The following is a 16,750-nucleotide window of genomic DNA, read 5'->3' on the forward strand; positions in this document are numbered from 1 at the left end:
TGCCACATTCCGGACACGTGTGTGTGATAATGCGCATGGTTACAGTTCTAATGTCGAGTTCCTGCCGACAGTCATCCGCTCACCCTCGGGTTTACTATCACTCGACTTTATGCATGCCTCCCGTCCGACAAGCGAATCGACGATTTTACGATCGGTCTTGATTTCGTTGTGTCCCATTGTGACGCTGGCCTCTATATGCACGTTATCGACGACCGATTGCTCTCCAATACTCGTATACGGTCCAATGTAGGTATCAGAACAGACACGGGTCCCCGCTCCGATCGAGGCTGGACCGCGAACGACAGCTCCACTCTCGATAACCGCCCCTTTCTGGAGTTCGACCCGCCCGCTGACCGATGCTCCGTCCTCGATTTCGCCTTCGACTTGTCCATCTATATCGTCGAGAACGAGCCGATTCGCTTGTAGTACGTCTTCAGGTTTCCCGGTGTCTTTCCACCACCCGTTCACGAGGTGTGACTGCACCCGACTTCCGTTTTCAAGCAACCCCTGAATAGCATCCGTGATTTCCAGTTCACCCCGCCACGAGGGGGTCAGCGTTTCGATCTGCTCGAAAATTGAAGGCGTAAAGACATAGATACCGATCAAAGCGAGGTTGCTCGGTGGATTATCCGGCTTCTCGACAAGCGAAACGATATCACCGTTGTCGTTTACCTCGACAATCCCGTATCGAGATGGTTCGTCCACCTCCTGTAGACCGATACCAGCGCTGTACTGTGATGGGTCGAAGTTGGCAACCATGTCCTTAATTCCATCTCGCATGAGGTCATCACCGAGGTACACGACGAAGGAATCATCACCGACGAAATCCCGGGCACACCCGACTGCATGTGCGAGTCCCAGCGGATTCCCTTGGACGATATATGTGATCTCAACGTCGTAGGCAGAGCCGTCTCCCAAGTGATCTTGAATCGCGTCTCGTCCCTTGTTACCCAAGACAACGCCAATCTCGGTAATACCGGCCTCTCGGAGGTCTTCGATGGCATAGTCGAGAACAGGTTTATTCGCGATTGGCACCAGCTGCTTTGGCCCGGTGTAAGTGATTGGATAGAGACGGGACCCCGTACCGCCTGCGAGTAGTACTCCTTTCATGATTATTCGTGGGGAGGTTCCTCCCAGTCGAGTGGGATTCGATCTGTGTCGTACGGTAGCCGCTCCTCGTCCGGATCGTCGTAGTCGTACAGGATCGTTGGGAAATTCACGAGGAGAACCCGCTCGTCACCGATTGCCTTGAACCCATGCCAGCAGTCCCCTGGAACCCGAATCGCGTTCATATTTCCTTCCCCGATAATGTACGTCTCTAAATTCCCGTGCGTCGGTGACCCTTCCCGTTCGTCATAGATCCCCACTTTTGCCTTCCCCCGAGGGACGACGAAATGGTCGATTTGCCCCCGATTATGGCGATGCCAGGCACGTACAATGCCCGGATAGGTCTCCGAAAAATAGGACATCTGTGGTTCGTCGTCGCCTTGAAAAAATTCCCAGTCAGATCGCCACATCTCCGTTAGATGCCCCCGTTCATCCACATTCATCTGAAGATGTTCAATTTCGACATCGTGTATCATGATAATGCAATTTAAATATAATGTTTCTTCTATTTACAATTTTTCACCGTTCAATTAGTATATGGGATTCCAAGCTTCCCTGATGGACCACCGAATCAATCTCGCAAAGTTTCTATGAGTCCATATACGTGATTTCTACTACAGTTGATAGAGTTAGTTATTCGACAGAATGTGTCGGGGATTCCGTTTCATTAGGTCCTATAATATTCTACACTGAGACATTGTAAAATAATACACTGCCTTACATGGTAAGGGTTCTCTTTCCATGTCAGTAAGATGGGAGTATAAATAAAACGTACTACTAACAAAAACTATCTCACTCATAAAGATTATTGCATGTCCGATGATAATCAAGACAATCGAGTTTCAAGGCGCTCTGTAATTAGCATTGCAGGCGGTATCGCAGTGACTGGTTCGATACCGGGAGTTGTCTCAGGGCGAGGTAATGGGAACGGACGGGGTAATGGGAACGGGCGGGGCAATGGACACGGACGAAAAGATAAACAAGACGACAATGACGGTGGTGGACCTCCATCCGGTGCTAAAAACACCTGTCCCGAAGGAACTGTTCTACTCGCCAAATACGAGATAGAGGGTGGCGCATTCAACTTCGAAAAGGACAGCGGCTTTCTGGAGGCTGGAGACGCATTCGATCTTACCGTAACTGAAACGAAGGAGAACGAAGAGGTACTCGCCTTCGATTTTGACTCCGTCGACGATGTCTACGATGTCCACACAATCTCGGTCAAAACCGGGGCTGGCGTCTTCAGGAAGACGGTTGATAACTACGAGGGATCGTTCGATGCTCGGGAATATGACAGTGAGGGGCCTGTTCAGGCAATCAGCAACGTTCTCCTCTGTTCGAAAGTGTTCTGGCAGGCCGACCTTGGGATCGGAGACGTGCCTCAGCCACCGAATTACAGTGAATCAGATGCGAAGCTAGTGCGCGCTGCACTAGGTAATTCAACGCCTCCTACGAAAGCAGAGAATCCGACTGGCGATGGAGGGGGCTTTCCGGACATAGGGGCCGATGAAGAATTCGATATCGACTTTGATGAGGGCACGATCGAGATCGGATTTACTGGAAATACAGATTCTCAGAAGATACACCTCGCTAGTTTCGAGCGGCCCGGGCCGTTCAAGGGCAAGAGAGAGTTCCAGTATCAGGATCTGTTCGACACCGAATTTTCTAACTCGACTGAAGACACACTCAGAGTCGATATTCCAACACCTGCGGACTATGAATAATTAGAACCGATCCATTACACTATATTTTGTGTTGAAAATAACTCACTATTACGAAACGCACAACGGCGTAGTATCTAGCGCTAGAAAGACTATTATTCGCTCAAGTCCAGAAGAGAATTTCTTACCCCTTCTCGCTGAGGTATATGATAAAGAGATTAAGTTACCAAGGTTGGGATGGTTTGATTAGACTGCATCTATTCCGGAAGTTTAACTGCCACTACAGGTAATAAAACTACTATGGCGACCCGACAGCGCCAGCAGTTCATTTACGGGCATCTCATGTGGGTGCTTGGCACCATCCTCGTGTTAACCCTGCTGGACGCGCTGACATTGGAGTTGTTCTTCGTCGTCTCGCTGATCGGGTTTCTCGTCACGGTCGAACTGGTCGCACCACAGGCCGTATCGCCGCGCTGGCGACGGCGGATCTGGTGGCTCATCGGACTCGGGTTGGTGGGCTTTGCCTACGTAGTCATCAAACGGATCCTTGAGATTCTACCGCCGGGGCTGGTCTGATGGTGTCGACGTCGACTTCCGACGCTTCCTGGCTGCCATCGCTCAGTCTCCCACAGCTACTGCTGGCCGCTTACACCGCCCTCATGCTCATCGCGCTCGTCTACGCCGCGAGCACGTCATCGGCGGCGTTCGGTGCGTACAACTCCCAGTGGGACGGCGCGGGCGAACTCCAAAACGTCGCTGCTGACGCCGGCACCAACGTAACTGTCGGAACGAACGTGAGTCAGTATCCGACGAGCAACGCTGATGGCACCGTTGCGGTCGTTCTCTCGCCAGCGGAGCCGTACTCGGCAAGCGAGCGGACCCGAATCGCAGAGTTCGTTCGAAGCGGCGGCACACTCGTGGTCGCCGAGGATTACCGGCCCCACGGAAATGCCCTGCTCGCCGCGGTCGGTGCGGACGCGCGTTTTGACGGCCGCCCCGTGTACGACAACCGTAACTACTACCGGAACTCCTCGTTCCCGGAAGCGACGCCTGCCGGCGACTATCCGGAGACGGCAGGCGTTGACACCGTCGTCCTCAACTACGGCACGACCGTCAGGGCCGGCAACGCGACGACGCTGATCAACACCTCCGAATACGCCTACCTCGACAGCAACGGGAACGCTGAGATCGACGGTGAGGAGCAGTTGGCGTCCCGGCCTGTTGTCACGAGCGAATCGGTCGGCGACGGTCGGGTTATCGCCGTCAGTGACCCGAGTATCTTCGTGAACGCGATGCTCGAACGTGGTGACAACCGACGGTTCGTCCGGAACCTCGTCGCCGACCACGACGCCGCATTGCTGGATTACTCACATGCCAGTAGCGTCCCGCCGTTGGCCGCTGCTGTCTTGGCCGTGCAGCGGTCAGACGCGCTGTTACTGCTCTGTGGCGTCGTTCTGGTCGGGGCATTGCTCGCGTACGACCGCCGTCTCGACGAGCGACTCCCAGAGAGACTCCGGGAATCTAGGGGCTACAATACGGATCCGCATTTGTCCCGGGATGGCGTCGAGCAGTATCTCAGGGCCCGGCATCCGGACTGGGAGGCCGCACAGATCAAGCAGGTAACGGAAGCCGTTATTAAACAGCGGGCCGAACGTCAACGCAATGACTGATCCGTCGGTACTGTACGACCGTCTCAGGGACGAGGCGGACACAGTTCTTATCGGTAACGAAGAGGTCCTTCGGCACATTACTGTCGCAATGCTGACACGCGGTCACGTGCTTCTGGAAGGGGTTCCCGGTGTCGCAAAAACCACGATTGCCACGCTCGTCGCGAACGCTACCGATCTCCAGCATTCCCGGATCCAGATGACTCCTGATCTGCTCCCCGCAGATATCACCGGAACGACGGTGTACCATCAGCAAAACGGCGAGTTCGAACTGCAGAAAGGCCCGGTGTTTACGAACCTGGTCATCGCCGACGAGATCAACCGCGCCCCGCCGAAAACCCAAAGCGCGCTGCTCGAAGCGATGCAGGAGGGGCAGGTGTCTATCGAAGGGTCGACGCTCGAACTCCCGACGCCGTTTACCGTCGTTGCGACAATGAACCCCCTGGAGATGGAGGGGACGTTCAAGCTCCCGGAGGCCCAGCGCGACCGGTTCCAGATGAAACTCGTTACGGAGATTCCTGACTCCGAGGATGAGCGTGCGATTCTCGACCGGTTTGACGCGAATCCAACGCTCGATGCGGACTCGATCTCACAGGTCATCTCCCGGGATGAACTCCTAGACGCCCGGACCGTGATCCCCGAGACGCACATCGAAGACAGCGTCAAGGAGTACATTCTCGCTATCGTCGGCGCGACGCGGGACCACCGAAACGTCACTCACGGAGCCTCACCGCGGGCGACGATTGCCCTCCAGAACACGTCTAAAGCGGTCGCCCGTCTGAACGGCCGGGAGTACGTCATCCCCGACGACGTCAAAGAGATGGCACTCCCGGTGTTGCGACATCGACTGATCATGAACAGCGACGCCGAACTGAGCCAGATCGGCTCCGAAGCGGTTATCGAGGAAATCCTCCAGTCGATCACGCCGCCCGGGTCCGACACCGACCACAGTGCGGGGGTTGAGCCGGCGGTCGGTGACGGCGGGACGAAACGTGAGTTCGAGTAGCGGTCGAGTCGCCGTTAGTCGTTTTCTGGGGTTGCTGTTGTCTCTTGTGTTCGGGTCGTCGTGTCACCGGACTGCACCGATGGCTGCTCGATGTCGTCCCACGAAACTGTCACGACACCGCTGAATCGGTCGTCCTCACGTGTTTCGACGGTGACTGGTCGGTCGAGGCCTGTAGCAAATCCCACGGCGAGCAGGGACACCACTGGGTGATCCAGTTGGTGAATGTCACCGAACGCTGGATTGTCGAGGGCGATGGACGCGTTTCGGTTCTCGTCATCGATTTCGATTGTTGTCTCGTCGACAAGTTCGAACTGCTCGGATAGGGCTGCAGTCAGTTGCGTCGCTATCGCTCCGGGATCGTCACCCAGGTCGCCCGACGCCGATCGCTCGAACTCAGTGTACAGACGGTCACCGGTCGGCGGAAGGGAGACGCCCTGCGCCGCTTCGACGTTGCTCGTGACGAACAACTCCGCTAATTCCGCCACGTCAGGAACCACGTATTCGACGTGCTGTGGGACGAACAGGCGCGCGTTCGTTTCCGGACGCGACGTCGTCGGGACGTACACCGTTTCGGTCTGGAGTTCCAGCTCTCTGACGAGATGCTGTTCGACATCGGCCAGCGTTTCGAACACTGTGTCGCTGACCGATGTCGAGACGAACCGCTCGGGCGTGAGGTAGAACGTGACGATGCCGGCGAACACTCCGGTTCCACCGAACGCGACGAAGATGGTCTGCAGGGCTGGAAAGAGGAGGGCTGCTATGAGGGACAGCCCACCAACCACAAAAAAGCCCATTGCCGTGCGTCTGAACGTCGCCCGTTTTGCACGGGCATACGAGTCGCGCAATCGCCGGTTCTCTTCCCGTAGCACTTCCAGTTCCGCCTCGAGGGTCTGGCGGTCGCGTTCGTCGTCCGCTCGTTGATCACGTTCCTCGACCGATGCGTCCGGTTGCGTAGGTTCGGGTTGGCTCATTGGAAATCACTGTCCGAAGCTGGGTCTTCGGTCACGATGTCGAGTTCTAACAGCAGATAGCGATGGAGTAGATAGCCGACGACGGCGACTCCGGTGAGAAGGACGGCCCCGACCGGAAGCGGGTCCAGGCTCCAGCGCTCAAGCGACAGCCAGGTGAGACCGCCAAGCAGCGGAACGACGAGCGCGACGAGGCCGCCGGCAGCCCGGCTATGGTGCGTCGCCACAGCCCTCGAAAGTAGCACGATGAACAGACCGCCTTCGACGAGGGCAAGGGTACGCAGTGACGGTGCATCGACTGCGATGAGCGCGATCTGGCCAAACACGACCGCGAGAACCGGGGTTCCAAACAGGTAGAGCCCGCCGAGTGCGACACCCGCGAGACCGAGCCACACTGGCCCGCCCAAGACAAGCCCGCCTGCCGCTGCGACGATGCCTAGTAGGCCGAGTACGGTTGGTATCGAGCGGAGCGAGCGTTCTTTGGTTTCCCTGGCTATACTCATGCGTACTCCCCTTGTTCCGTGTTCGCTGCGCCGCCGGACAGGATAGCCGAGATCTGGTCCGGAGAGCCGACCTCGTAGGCAGTCACCGAGTCGATCTCGTTCAGTCCGCGCCGGAACTGGTCGAAGGCGCGATACCGTTCGTATGCGGTATCGAGATCAGCGACGAGATCCGCGTCGAAGACCACCGACGGCGTGATAAACACGACGACTTCCGTCGCGTTGCGTCTCGCCAGTCCCACTGTGTTCCGCAGCTCGCTTGGGTTGCTGTCGTCGGTACAAATGACCAGCAGGTCTGCGCCGCGTATCTCACTCGGTGCCGCCTGGAATCCGTTGTACAGCGGTTGGTTTGGAAGGTGCCGCTTCGACCCGGCGGCGTCTCGATACGCGAGCAGCGTCGTTTCCATCGGTGATTGCGTGTCTGTGTTCGGATTCACCACTCCTGTCATCGTTCCAGTGTGAGCCGCTGTCGCGGTGGCTGTTGCCGGCGTCTCAGTTTCGGTATCGAGGTCGCTGATCCGATGCTGACACGACCTGTAGGCCTCTGCTCTCGCCACTGGGATTCTCGACTCCGTCACGCCCGCGTCGTCGATAGTGAGATAGCCCAGCGGGTCACGGATCGTTTCGGCACGCTGCTGGAACGCCGCGGCGACCGCTTTGAGATGATCTAGCTTCGTTTCGCCGGGTGGGCCGTCTCCCATTGTGTGACGATGATCGAGGACGAGCACTACGCTACGGCTACTCTCGGCTTCGTAGTTGCGGACGTGGGTCTCGTCCAGCCTGGCGGTCGCTTTCCAGTCGACGTATTTCAGTGCGTCACCCGGGACGTATTTCCGAATCTCCTCGGCCGACAAGCCGCCAGTCCTTCCGCGGGCGTCGTGCTCGCCGACACCACGTAGCAGTCGTTTCCCGCCCTGGCCGACGTGAATCGGACCGACCGAAGGGGATTCGACCGTTATTTCCGGGCCAGAGGCAGTCGTGAACGACTGGGTAAACAGCCCGGTACCGTCACTGACCGTCACCGTAGCTCCGGGGATGGTGTGGTTGCCCACCGTCTCCCAGGTGAGCGGAACCGCCACCGACGATGACTGCATCGACGCATCGAGGGTGATCGCCGGGGAGCGGCCCTCCTCCATCCGCGCTGCGAGCGGAACCGTTGCCTTGATGGACAGCGGTAGGTGACCGTCGGCGGCGTCAACCGATGCCTGCAGCGTATATCTCGTTTCAACATCGGTCCGTATTCGGGACCGTTCGAGCGACTGGCTGACAGTGAGTTCGTTCCTGAGCCGTGAAACGGCACGGACGAACGCAATCTGCATCGCGAGCAGCCAGCCTGCGAGTCCGACGGCACCGACGAGTAACAGGGGTGCATCGAGTAATCCGCCGCCTGCGACGAGATAGCCGATTGCGGCGAGTGTGAGCCAGAACCGCCGGGTACCACGCATTAGCTCCCGTTACTGGACCGAGGCCATTGAAGATACCGACAGCCACAGCCAGGCTCGTCTGCTGTACATCCCTTCCCAATATCGAAATCGATATTGATATCTAGAGAATTACTTACTTAACTCGCAATCGAGAATTCTCCGGTAAGGATGGGACTGAAGTCTATTTTATCCGTGATATCGGAGTCTTGTCCAGATACCATTCTAGATATCAGTACTAATAATAAATCTAAACACACCGACAGATCTGTCGGCAACCGCCGTCTCACAGACAACTGGTTCCGCCGCCTGCCGATGTTTCGCATCGGTGCCGTCGTGCTCGTCACGGTGCTTTTGGTCAGTGTCATGTTTCCGGCCGCCGGAACGTCGCCGCAGGTGAACGCCCCTAGCGGCGGTGGGGCCGATACTCCGAACGCACAGCAGGCAGAGGCCGAAGCGAACGGCACTGATACAGACGGGGATGGGCTGTCTGATTCGCTAGAACGCTCCGTCTACGGCACTGATCCGACCGACCCTGACACGGATGGAGACGGGTATCCGGACGGTATGGAAGTCCGCTGCGAGCAGGCTATTCCGGACGCAGACCCCCTCCGAACGGACATCTACGTCGAAGTCGATTCCACACAGTCAACGACGCTCAGCGACTCGGTCCAGGCGTCTATCGTCGAGACCTTCGACAATGCACCTGTTTCGAACCCCGACGGGTCCACCGGTATCGATATGCATCTGGTTACAGACGATACCAACCTCTCGGCCAACGGGACGGTGTACTCGAAACCCCGCGCTGGTCTCGGAAACGATATCTACGACTTCCGGGCCAACCATTCGGAGCACCGGTCTGACGGCTATTACTACGTCTTGCTCACGGAAGACGTCGCCTACAACGGGGACGACTACTTCGTCGGCGCAGGACGACCTGAAATCGCGGCGATGGAGCGATTCGACTCGACGAGAATCACTGCTTCGCTGTTCATGCACGAGTTCGGGCACGCGATGGGGCTCGACGCCCACCAGGACGGCATCGATGAGGAGCGCTACTCCAGAACGGAGTACGATAGCGTGATGAACTACAATGGGCTGTACAGACAGCTCACGTATTCGAACGGAACCGACAGCGTGGGCCGAAACGAGTGGCAGTTCGTTGCCGAGAACCGAACGCAGCCCGATATTCAGTGTGCTGCAAACGGGACGTGTTCTAGCAGGTGTACGCAGGCTTGACTAATCGGCTGAAGGGAAATCCCGTGCTTAGCTGCTGTCCGCGAGCATGCTCATGAAGAACGACCCGAACACGGTTTGTATTCCGAGCACCACGACTGTCGAGGCCAGCAGGGTTGCCGTGGCTGACGGTAACGCCGCTTCGCCGGCGAGAAGCCACTGGGTGAACACGCTCCCGAGGTACAGGACGCCGACTGCAGTCGCGAGGATGCCGATTGACGCTCCGTGCTCCAACTGGAACTGCTCCCGTATCATGCCGACAAGCACGCCCTCGGGCTTGTTGATCGGGTTCGCGGCGATGGAACTGAACAGCGCCAGCGTCCAGACCTGATATCCGACGATCGTCAGCAACGACCCACCGACCATCGTCTGGATCCCGAAGTTGACGCCGCCGATTGACAGTCGGGCGATTGACAGCGACATCAACACCGCCCCGACTGAGACTAGCAGCAGGGCCGGATACGAGAACAGGTAGTCCGGCGCGTTCACGAGCATGAACCGGACGTGTCGCCAGCCGTCGCTGAAACTGTCGAGCGTTTCCTCGCCCTCCCGCTCGTGGTAGACAATCGGGACTTCCTCGATGGTGAGGTCGTTCGCACCGGCTTCCATGATCATCTCGCTGGCGAACTCCATCCCGGTCGTCTTTAGCTCTAGCGTTTCGAGCGCGTCTTTAGTGAACACACGGAACCCACTGTGTGCATCGCTCACACCGGCCCCATAGAACGTGTTCAGGAACCGCGTCAATAGCGGATTTCCGACGTATTTGTGGAGCGGTGGCATCGACCCGTCCCGAATCTCTCCCTCAAGTCGGCTTCCCATACAGATGTCCGCGTCGCCGTTCTGGACAGGTTCGAGGAGCTGTGGAATCATCTCGAAATCGTACGTCGTGTCCGCATCGCCCATCGCAATGTACTCTCCCCGCGCCTTGTCGAACGCGTAGCGATACGCGTACCCGTAGCCAGGTTCGTCGGGTGTCACGACTGTCGCACCCCGCTCACGTGCTAGCTGCGGTGTCGCATCGGTCGAGCTGTCGCTTACGATGATCTCAGTCGGTACGCGTAACTCCGTAATCGCTGTCTTGATTCGATCAATACACTCAACGATACCTTTCTCTTCGTTGAGGGTTGGCATCACGACACTCAAAACCGGTGTGACTTCGCTCTCCGGCGTGACAAGAAATTCGTCTACAGTATTGGACGCGATCCCCTGTTGGCCCGCTTGGTTTGCCTGATTTGCTTGTATCGTCATTCCCGTACCTCGGCTGTAACTGGTGCGTCTAGTAGCATACACTCTCCACTCCCCTTGATCGGCTCCTGCTTAATACGGCTAGTAGGCCCCATTTATCTGATTTCAATAGTCGATTTTTGATAGGTACCGCACGGCTCCCACACAGAGTGTCATGTCAAAGCAGCGTATAATAAAGCTGTCGGGTGGCATAACTCATAATTAATAACAATGATCGGCATGACAACCCCTATTCTCCCCTAATTGTGCACAATTTCTTCGGTTCATAAGCATAGTGTGGAGTGAACGACAGCCGATAAAGCACATTATTCACGTACTAATGTACGTTGTGAAGCGGACATCTATCAGACTATTAGACTATGTCTGCCGTGGGTTTCACTTGGAGATGTTTCAAACAATAGAATCGAGGACAACTGCTACTAAACTGATTGGTCTGGGAAAGTCGCGCTACGCCGATGACCTACTGCGAGAGCGCACGGGACAGTCGTTTCGGGTATCGTCTGTGGTCGGTTCACGCGGACCACTGGCGTCAAAAGACACGCCGGTTGCAGCTATTGGATTCTGTGTGCCTGATCTGCGGATTTGGGACTTCAGACTGACTGCTTCACACCGGTCGGCGAAGGCGGTTCCGAACTTCGCCACCAACAGCATGTAGGCGCGGCAGTCGGTCCTCCGATGCACTGACCAGCGTTGCGACGCTCAGCCCAAGGACGTAGACAACTCCTAGAAGCATGATAACTGCGATGTCCTTACTGAACCGGAGCGCGCCACGTATCGAGGCCATACGTGTATGTTTCTGGGATGAGTATAAGCCGTTGGGGTCTGATTATCAATATTTGTAATTAGGTGGGTTCTGTGATCCCGGGCCGTAGATTTAAATCGGCTCGTGTGCTATAATATGACATGGCTACAGACCAGTCCGAGGGGGCCAGCCTGCGCGTGCCACCGCTGGAGAATACGGCGTTTTTCTCCATCGAGGACGATGACGGCTACGTCCGTATAGAACAGTCGCTGGGAAACCAGGTCCTGTACACGCCCACAGAAGCGCGTGACATCGCCGAGGCTATTCTCGATGCTGTCGACGAGGCTGTCGAAGAAGACGATTGAACCGTCCCCGGACGGCGGCCCTGTTTTGCTGGAAGGCGAGATGGTTTGAACGAGGCCGGTCCAGCCTCAGGTATGACAGATGCAAGCCACCGGGCAGCGGTTGCCGAGCGAGCGGCCCGCGCCGGCGGTGTCGTGGCCCGCGAGCAGTTCCGGGGCGACCTCAGCGTCGAGTCGAAGGCAAACAAGAACGACCTCGTCACGGCGACGGACCGCGACGCTCAGCGGCAGGTCGTCGCCACGATTCGAGCGGAGTTCCCCGGTGACGGGTTCCTCTGTGAGGAAGACCTCTCGACGCTGGCTGGCCCGGAGGCCGACCAAAACGTCGAAGCGGTCGATAGGGTCCCCGACAGCGGTACGGCGTGGGTCATCGACCCGATCGACGGGACCGCGAACTACGTCCGTGAGATGCGCCTGTGGGCAACGAGCGTAAGCGCCGTTGTCGACGGCGAACCGGTCGCATCGGTGACCTACCTGCCCTCGTATGGCGATCTCTACGCCGCCGGCCCCGAAAGCGTGACCCGAGACGGGACCGAACTCACGGTAAGCGGACGGACCGACCCGGAGACGTTCGCCGTGGCTCCGGTGGGCTGGTGGGACCGCGACGACAGGGCTGAGTTCGGTCGACTGTGCAGCGCTGTCGGCGACCGCTTCGGCGACATCCGGCGCCTGGGTTCGTTCCAGGCCACGCTGGCACACGTGGCCGACGGGGCGCTCGAAGGACTCGTTTGCACGCGCCCGATGGCTCCCTGGGACACGCTCGCTGGTGTCCAGATGGTCCGACAGGCTGGCGGCACGGTCACTGACCTCGATGGCGAGCCCTGGACCCACGACAGCGATTCCGTCGTCGCCTCCAACGGCGAGGCACACGAGACCTTCGTGGCGGCCGGAAACGAAGCGCTCACGCAAGACTGAGCGCATTTTCGCCTCGCATGGCACCGCCGTCTGAGGCACGGGTATTCCACCCTACGCACACGCGACCGGAACGCTAAAACCGCCTGCCACCGGTCACTCGCCCATGGAAACGTTCGAGCGAGCCGTCGATGACTTCGGGCCCGGCCAGCTCTGGGTGGGCTCTCTCGTCGCTGTCATTCTCGTCGCGGTCGGTGCCGTTACGGCCGCTCCACAGGCCGTCTGGGACCGGTTCCTCTGGCAGTACTTCTGGGGGCCGGTGTACGCGGACGCCAAGTCGGCCAGCTGTGCCGAGATGACTGCATCCGGGCCACAACCCCTATACAATGGCTGTGCGGCGGCCATCCAGGAGGGGCGGCTCATCGCTGAACCAGGATACACTCTCGTCTCCGAGATCGGCTACATGCTGATTCTGGTGTACATGCTCGTCGGTGTCTACTTCCTCCTCGAGCGACTGGACATCGCCGAAGACCCGAAACTCTACTTCGCGTTCGTGCCGTTCATGCTGCTCGGCGGCGCGTTGCGGACCGTCGAGGATGCGACCGACCGCGCGGTAGATGCCGGTGTCTCACCCATCGTCGAGTACCCGCTGAGTTCACTCATCATCAGTCCCGTCATTTACGGCACGGTGTTCTTGCTGACGCTGCTCGTCCTCGTCGTTTGCGTGGACCTCGAACAGCGCGGCGTCGTCGACAGCTACTACCGGACGACCGGCGCTGTCGGTGGCGTCCTCGTCGCCGTGACGCTCCTGTATCTCACAGTTGTCGCGCTCACACGCGAGTACGCGACACTGTACCCGTCGGTCCTCATCACCACTGTCGCGCTGGCGTCGGCGCTGTCGTACGGCCTCTACTGGGCCTTTGAAACCTACCGACCGGCGATGAACGACGGCACCGGGTATATCGGCCTGCTGGTCATCTGGGGCCACGCCATCGACGGTGTTGCGAACGTTGTGCTGGCCGACTGGCTCGACGCGCTCAGCGTCCCGCTGACGTACTACCCGAAACACCCAGCCAACGAGTTCATCATCGCAGCCACCGAGGCGCTCCAGCCGGCCGGCCTCTCAGCCGCTATCGGCACGTCCTGGCCGTTCTTGGTCGTCAAGCTCGCTGTCGCCTCGCTGGTCGTCTCGCTGTTCAACCAGGAGTTCATCGACGACAGCCCGCGGTACGCGCTCCTGTTACTCATCGCCGTCACTGCTGTCGGCCTCGGACCGGGCACCCGGGATATGTTGCGGGCGACGTTCGGCATCTGAGCGTTCGTTCGCTACGCCGTTCACTTCTACGGGAACGGATGATGACCCCTGTCGAGTCGCGGCTCGAAGCCCAAATCGGCCGGCACGGTTTCGGCCCGCTCGCCGAAGAACGCGTCTCCGAAGAACAGTGGCTGTGCCGAGGGACAGACGACACGGACCGCCTCGAATCCGAGTTGTTCGAGGTCGCGCGTCGTCAGCCGCGCCCCGTAGGGCGTGAGCCCTGCATCAGCCGCCCGCTCACACAGCGCCTCTAGCTCTGCCTCGCCGGAGAGGGCCGCGTCGGGGCCGAGCGAGTCCAACGGGACCGTCGTCTCGGTGGCCGTCAGGTCGGCCGCCTCGCCGGGCGATTCGGCGTACCGCCCGATAGCACCCTGTGCGTCCATGGCCGCCTCGGGACCCATGCTGTCGAGTTCCATCCAGTTCTGGAGCGCCTCCTCCAGCGCGCCGACGGCGGCCGCACCGGGGTCCAGGCCCGCATCGGTGCCGAGCGCGAAACGGGGCCACTCGTCCCGTTCTAGTGCGACAGTGATGACCGGCACGTCCACGTCCTGTGTCAGTAACAGCGCCGTCACGTCGAGCCCCTCGGACGTTGCGCGCCGTCGGAGCGTCTCGTACCGCTCGTGGTCGTCGAGAGCGACTCGGAGCGGCTCGAACGTCGAGTACCACGACAGCATCGCGGCGTCGCGTTCGATGACCTCGTACAGCCCGGTCAGCAGCGCCTCGGTGACGGAGTTTCCAAGCCCGAGCCCGGTCGTCGTCGCCGGTCTGACGGCGTTCGATGGTGGCGGATAATGGACGGTTCCGGCGGGAAGCGACCGGCGTTCGTCGGTCAGCAGACTTTCGGCCGGGACCCAGGGAAGCGCCGTCGATTCGTCCCACTCGTCCTCCTCTCTGACAAACGCCGCGGGCGCAACGGCGTCCGGAACATCGTCCACTGTCCCGTGCCGCAGGTTCCCTTCTCGGTAGACCCCGGCCGCGTACCGCTCGTAGTTCTCGCCCAGCGCTTTCATGAACGCCGTGTCCCAGTCGATAGCGACACCGGCGGCCTTGGCGGCGGCCGGTACGTCGCTGAAACCGGCAGTCTCGGCGAGCGTTGACAGGTAGTACGGAGCCGGGAACGATTCGACCTCACCGACCTCCGTGGCGATTCCGACCCGGTCGTCGAGGCCCAGTTCCGCCCGCGATAGTGCCTCGCCGTCGGGGGCCGTCTGGCGGCCGTCGCTGAGGTTCTGGCTCGTCCTCTCGCCGCAGTCACAGCCCGGGACGGGGAGAAATCGTCGCTGCGTGTGCGGCAGTTCCGTGACAGTCCCGAAGAGGGCCCCATCGCCGTTGAGAAACTGGGTTACCAGTCGGCCGGCCAGCGCTCCCGCAAATCGTTGAGTGGCCGCCGGTGGGGCCTCCGCGAGCGCCTCGGTGTCGTCGACTGTAGCCCCGACCCGAGTCCGGAGACAGGCGAAACAGCCCGTTTCCGGGCCGAAGCCGCTGATCGCCGCGTCGGTTACCGGGACGCCGCCGACGCCGCCCAGTTCGACGGCGACCCACGGGGTGCCATCGTCTTTCGCCCGCTCGTTCCACGTCGAAAACGTCTCCGAACCGACGGTATCGACGACGATGGTGAGGTCGCCACTGCTGTCCGCCGGTGTCGACGGCTGTGCTACTGAGACATCGATATCAGCGAGAAACGCGGTAAGTGCGTCGACGGCCGGTCCACGCCCGACGACTTCGACAGTTTGCATGCCGAAGCCCTCGTGGTGAAGCGGGAAAAACCTACGCGGCGAGAATAGACTGGGCCACGGAGGCCAGCTCGTCCGGGTCGGCGTCCCTGAGCCGCTCATCGCCGAGCATCAGGCGGAGCCGCGGTCGACCCACGTCTATCGGGACCTTCTCGGTGTCGATGAGGTTCATGTCTTCGAGTTTCGTCTTCGTCCGCGAGAACGTCGCCTTGCTCGCCAGCCCGACGTCCTCGCCCCACTTGCTGATGTCGTACAGCAGTTCGCCGTTCCGTGCGGCCACGAGCAGGCTGATGGTGACCTCGTCGAGGCCGTCGCCGTCGCCGCGGGCCGTCGACAGCGAGTTCAGAACGTCGTTGAAGTCCGACGCGGTTTCCGGGCCGATGTCGGCTTCCAGCGTGCTCTGGACGCGATTGAGCGGCGGCGTCCGAAGCGAGTACTCGTCGGCGTCCGCCCAGGCTGAGTCGTAGTAGTCGTAGGCGTTGTCGACGAACTCCGCGTCATCGGTCCCGAGGCCGCCGACCGTGTCGCTGATCGTGACGAGCGCGTACACCGTATCGACGGTCACCGCGACCGAGTGGTTCGGCACGTCGTCGAGCAGCCGCATCGTGAGTCGCTCTTCGTCGATGAGATCGGCGGCAGTGCTCGCAACGAGGAAGTCGTCCATGACGTCTTTCAATGCGCGCTCGTCGGCCAGCAGACGAACTTCCGGGGCGTCCGAGTCTGCATCCAGTGTCGATACAAGTTCCGAGATGCTCCGCCGCGACGGGTTCACGACGTACACCGGCTCGTCAGTTGCGCCAAACACCGTGGTCAACATAGAACCGACGTCGTCCTGTAGGAGATTTTCAGTCATTGTCCGATGGCAGTATATAGTGTATTATTATATTTAATTTTACCGACCAAGTCGTGTTGATTTCGCCAACAATCAGACAACA

The 16,750-nt window shown here is 59.4% G+C and carries 17 protein-coding genes; 8 read left to right on the plus strand and 9 right to left on the minus strand.

What is annotated here, in order from left to right; all coding sequences use genetic code 11:
- Positions 1–39: 39 nt before the first annotated feature.
- Both ACOZ4H_RS09775 and ACOZ4H_RS09780 read right to left on the minus strand, forming a co-directional pair.
- Positions 40–1,110, minus strand: a complete 1,071-nt coding sequence (locus ACOZ4H_RS09775; RefSeq protein WP_424329098.1) for a glucose-1-phosphate thymidylyltransferase — start codon at positions 1,108–1,110, stop codon at positions 40–42.
- A 2-nt stretch (positions 1,111–1,112) separates the two neighbouring features.
- Positions 1,113–1,583: a dTDP-4-dehydrorhamnose 3,5-epimerase family protein gene (locus ACOZ4H_RS09780; protein ID WP_424329099.1), complete on the minus strand. Its 471-nt coding sequence runs from the start codon at positions 1,581–1,583 to the stop codon at positions 1,113–1,115.
- Between the two features lie 336 nt (positions 1,584–1,919).
- Between ACOZ4H_RS09780 and ACOZ4H_RS09785 the strand changes: the two genes are divergently transcribed.
- The 4 genes from ACOZ4H_RS09785 to ACOZ4H_RS09800 all read left to right on the plus strand — a co-directional run bounded on the left by ACOZ4H_RS09785 (position 1,920) and on the right by ACOZ4H_RS09800 (position 5,441).
- Positions 1,920–2,831: a hypothetical protein gene (locus tag ACOZ4H_RS09785; RefSeq protein WP_424329100.1), complete on the plus strand. Its 912-nt coding sequence runs from the start codon at positions 1,920–1,922 to the stop codon at positions 2,829–2,831.
- A 237-nt stretch (positions 2,832–3,068) separates the two neighbouring features.
- Positions 3,069–3,344, plus strand: coding sequence for a hypothetical protein (locus tag ACOZ4H_RS09790; protein ID WP_424329101.1), 276 nt, complete (start codon positions 3,069–3,071; stop codon positions 3,342–3,344).
- A complete protein-coding gene (locus ACOZ4H_RS09795) occupies positions 3,344–4,438 on the plus strand; it encodes a DUF4350 domain-containing protein (protein ID WP_424329102.1) in 1,095 nt (364 codons plus the stop codon). Before ACOZ4H_RS09790 ends, ACOZ4H_RS09795 begins: the two co-directional genes overlap by 1 nt.
- Positions 4,431–5,441, plus strand: a complete 1,011-nt coding sequence (locus ACOZ4H_RS09800; protein ID WP_424329103.1) for an AAA family ATPase — start codon at positions 4,431–4,433, stop codon at positions 5,439–5,441. Before ACOZ4H_RS09795 ends, ACOZ4H_RS09800 begins: the two co-directional genes overlap by 8 nt.
- 14 nt (positions 5,442–5,455) lie before the next feature.
- Here ACOZ4H_RS09800 and ACOZ4H_RS09805 read toward each other — a convergent pair whose 3' ends face one another.
- From ACOZ4H_RS09805 to ACOZ4H_RS09815, 3 genes are read right to left on the minus strand one after another with little or no spacing between them, the layout of a single operon-like run.
- The gene (locus tag ACOZ4H_RS09805; RefSeq protein ID WP_424329104.1) at positions 5,456–6,412 is read right to left on the minus strand and encodes a hypothetical protein; all 957 of its coding nucleotides are present in this window, start codon (positions 6,410–6,412) and stop codon (positions 5,456–5,458) included.
- Entirely contained in the window at positions 6,409–6,912 is a 504-nt protein-coding gene (locus ACOZ4H_RS09810; protein WP_424329105.1) for a hypothetical protein, read from the minus strand. The genes ACOZ4H_RS09805 and ACOZ4H_RS09810 overlap by 4 nt, the downstream gene beginning before the upstream one ends.
- A complete protein-coding gene (locus ACOZ4H_RS09815; RefSeq protein ID WP_424329106.1) occupies positions 6,909–8,354 on the minus strand; it encodes a DUF58 domain-containing protein in 1,446 nt (481 codons plus the stop codon). Before ACOZ4H_RS09815 ends, ACOZ4H_RS09810 begins: the two co-directional genes overlap by 4 nt.
- 291 nt (positions 8,355–8,645) lie before the next feature.
- Here ACOZ4H_RS09815 and ACOZ4H_RS09820 point away from each other — a divergent pair, with 291 nt between their 5' ends.
- Positions 8,646–9,569 (plus strand): hypothetical protein, encoded by a 924-nt coding sequence (locus ACOZ4H_RS09820; RefSeq protein ID WP_424329107.1) that lies wholly within the window; start codon positions 8,646–8,648, stop codon positions 9,567–9,569.
- Between the two features lie 27 nt (positions 9,570–9,596).
- Here ACOZ4H_RS09820 and ACOZ4H_RS09825 read toward each other — a convergent pair whose 3' ends face one another.
- A complete protein-coding gene (locus ACOZ4H_RS09825) occupies positions 9,597–10,814 on the minus strand; it encodes a glycosyltransferase family 2 protein (RefSeq protein WP_424329108.1) in 1,218 nt (405 codons plus the stop codon).
- A 601-nt stretch (positions 10,815–11,415) separates the two neighbouring features.
- Positions 11,416–11,595 carry a hypothetical protein gene (locus tag ACOZ4H_RS09830; RefSeq protein WP_424329109.1) on the minus strand — a complete coding sequence of 60 codons (180 nt, stop codon included), beginning with the start codon at positions 11,593–11,595 and terminating at the stop codon, positions 11,416–11,418.
- A gap of 119 nt (positions 11,596–11,714) precedes the next feature.
- Here ACOZ4H_RS09830 and ACOZ4H_RS09835 point away from each other — a divergent pair, with 119 nt between their 5' ends.
- From ACOZ4H_RS09835 to ACOZ4H_RS09845, 3 genes are all read left to right on the plus strand, one after another.
- Entirely contained in the window at positions 11,715–11,918 is a 204-nt protein-coding gene (locus ACOZ4H_RS09835; RefSeq protein WP_424329110.1) for a hypothetical protein, read from the plus strand.
- A gap of 72 nt (positions 11,919–11,990) precedes the next feature.
- Positions 11,991–12,830 (plus strand): inositol monophosphatase family protein, encoded by an 840-nt coding sequence (locus tag ACOZ4H_RS09840; protein WP_424329112.1) that lies wholly within the window; start codon positions 11,991–11,993, stop codon positions 12,828–12,830.
- Positions 12,831–12,933: 103 nt separating this feature from the next.
- A complete protein-coding gene (locus ACOZ4H_RS09845) occupies positions 12,934–14,082 on the plus strand; it encodes a DUF63 family protein (RefSeq protein WP_424329113.1) in 1,149 nt (382 codons plus the stop codon).
- A 26-nt stretch (positions 14,083–14,108) separates the two neighbouring features.
- Here the strand turns inward: ACOZ4H_RS09845 and ACOZ4H_RS09850 are convergent, their stop codons facing one another.
- Both ACOZ4H_RS09850 and tbsP read right to left on the minus strand, forming a co-directional pair.
- Positions 14,109–15,818 carry a YcaO-like family protein gene (locus ACOZ4H_RS09850; protein ID WP_424329114.1) on the minus strand — a complete coding sequence of 570 codons (1,710 nt, stop codon included), beginning with the start codon at positions 15,816–15,818 and terminating at the stop codon, positions 14,109–14,111.
- Positions 15,819–15,849: 31 nt separating this feature from the next.
- Positions 15,850–16,668, minus strand: coding sequence for a transcriptional regulator TbsP (gene tbsP / locus ACOZ4H_RS09855; RefSeq protein WP_424329115.1), 819 nt, complete (start codon positions 16,666–16,668; stop codon positions 15,850–15,852).
- Positions 16,669–16,750: the final 82 nt, after the last annotated feature.

Source organism: Haloarcula amylolytica (assembly GCF_049705545.1).
In the GTDB taxonomy this organism is placed as follows: domain Archaea; phylum Halobacteriota; class Halobacteria; order Halobacteriales; family Haloarculaceae; genus Haloarcula; species Haloarcula amylolytica_B.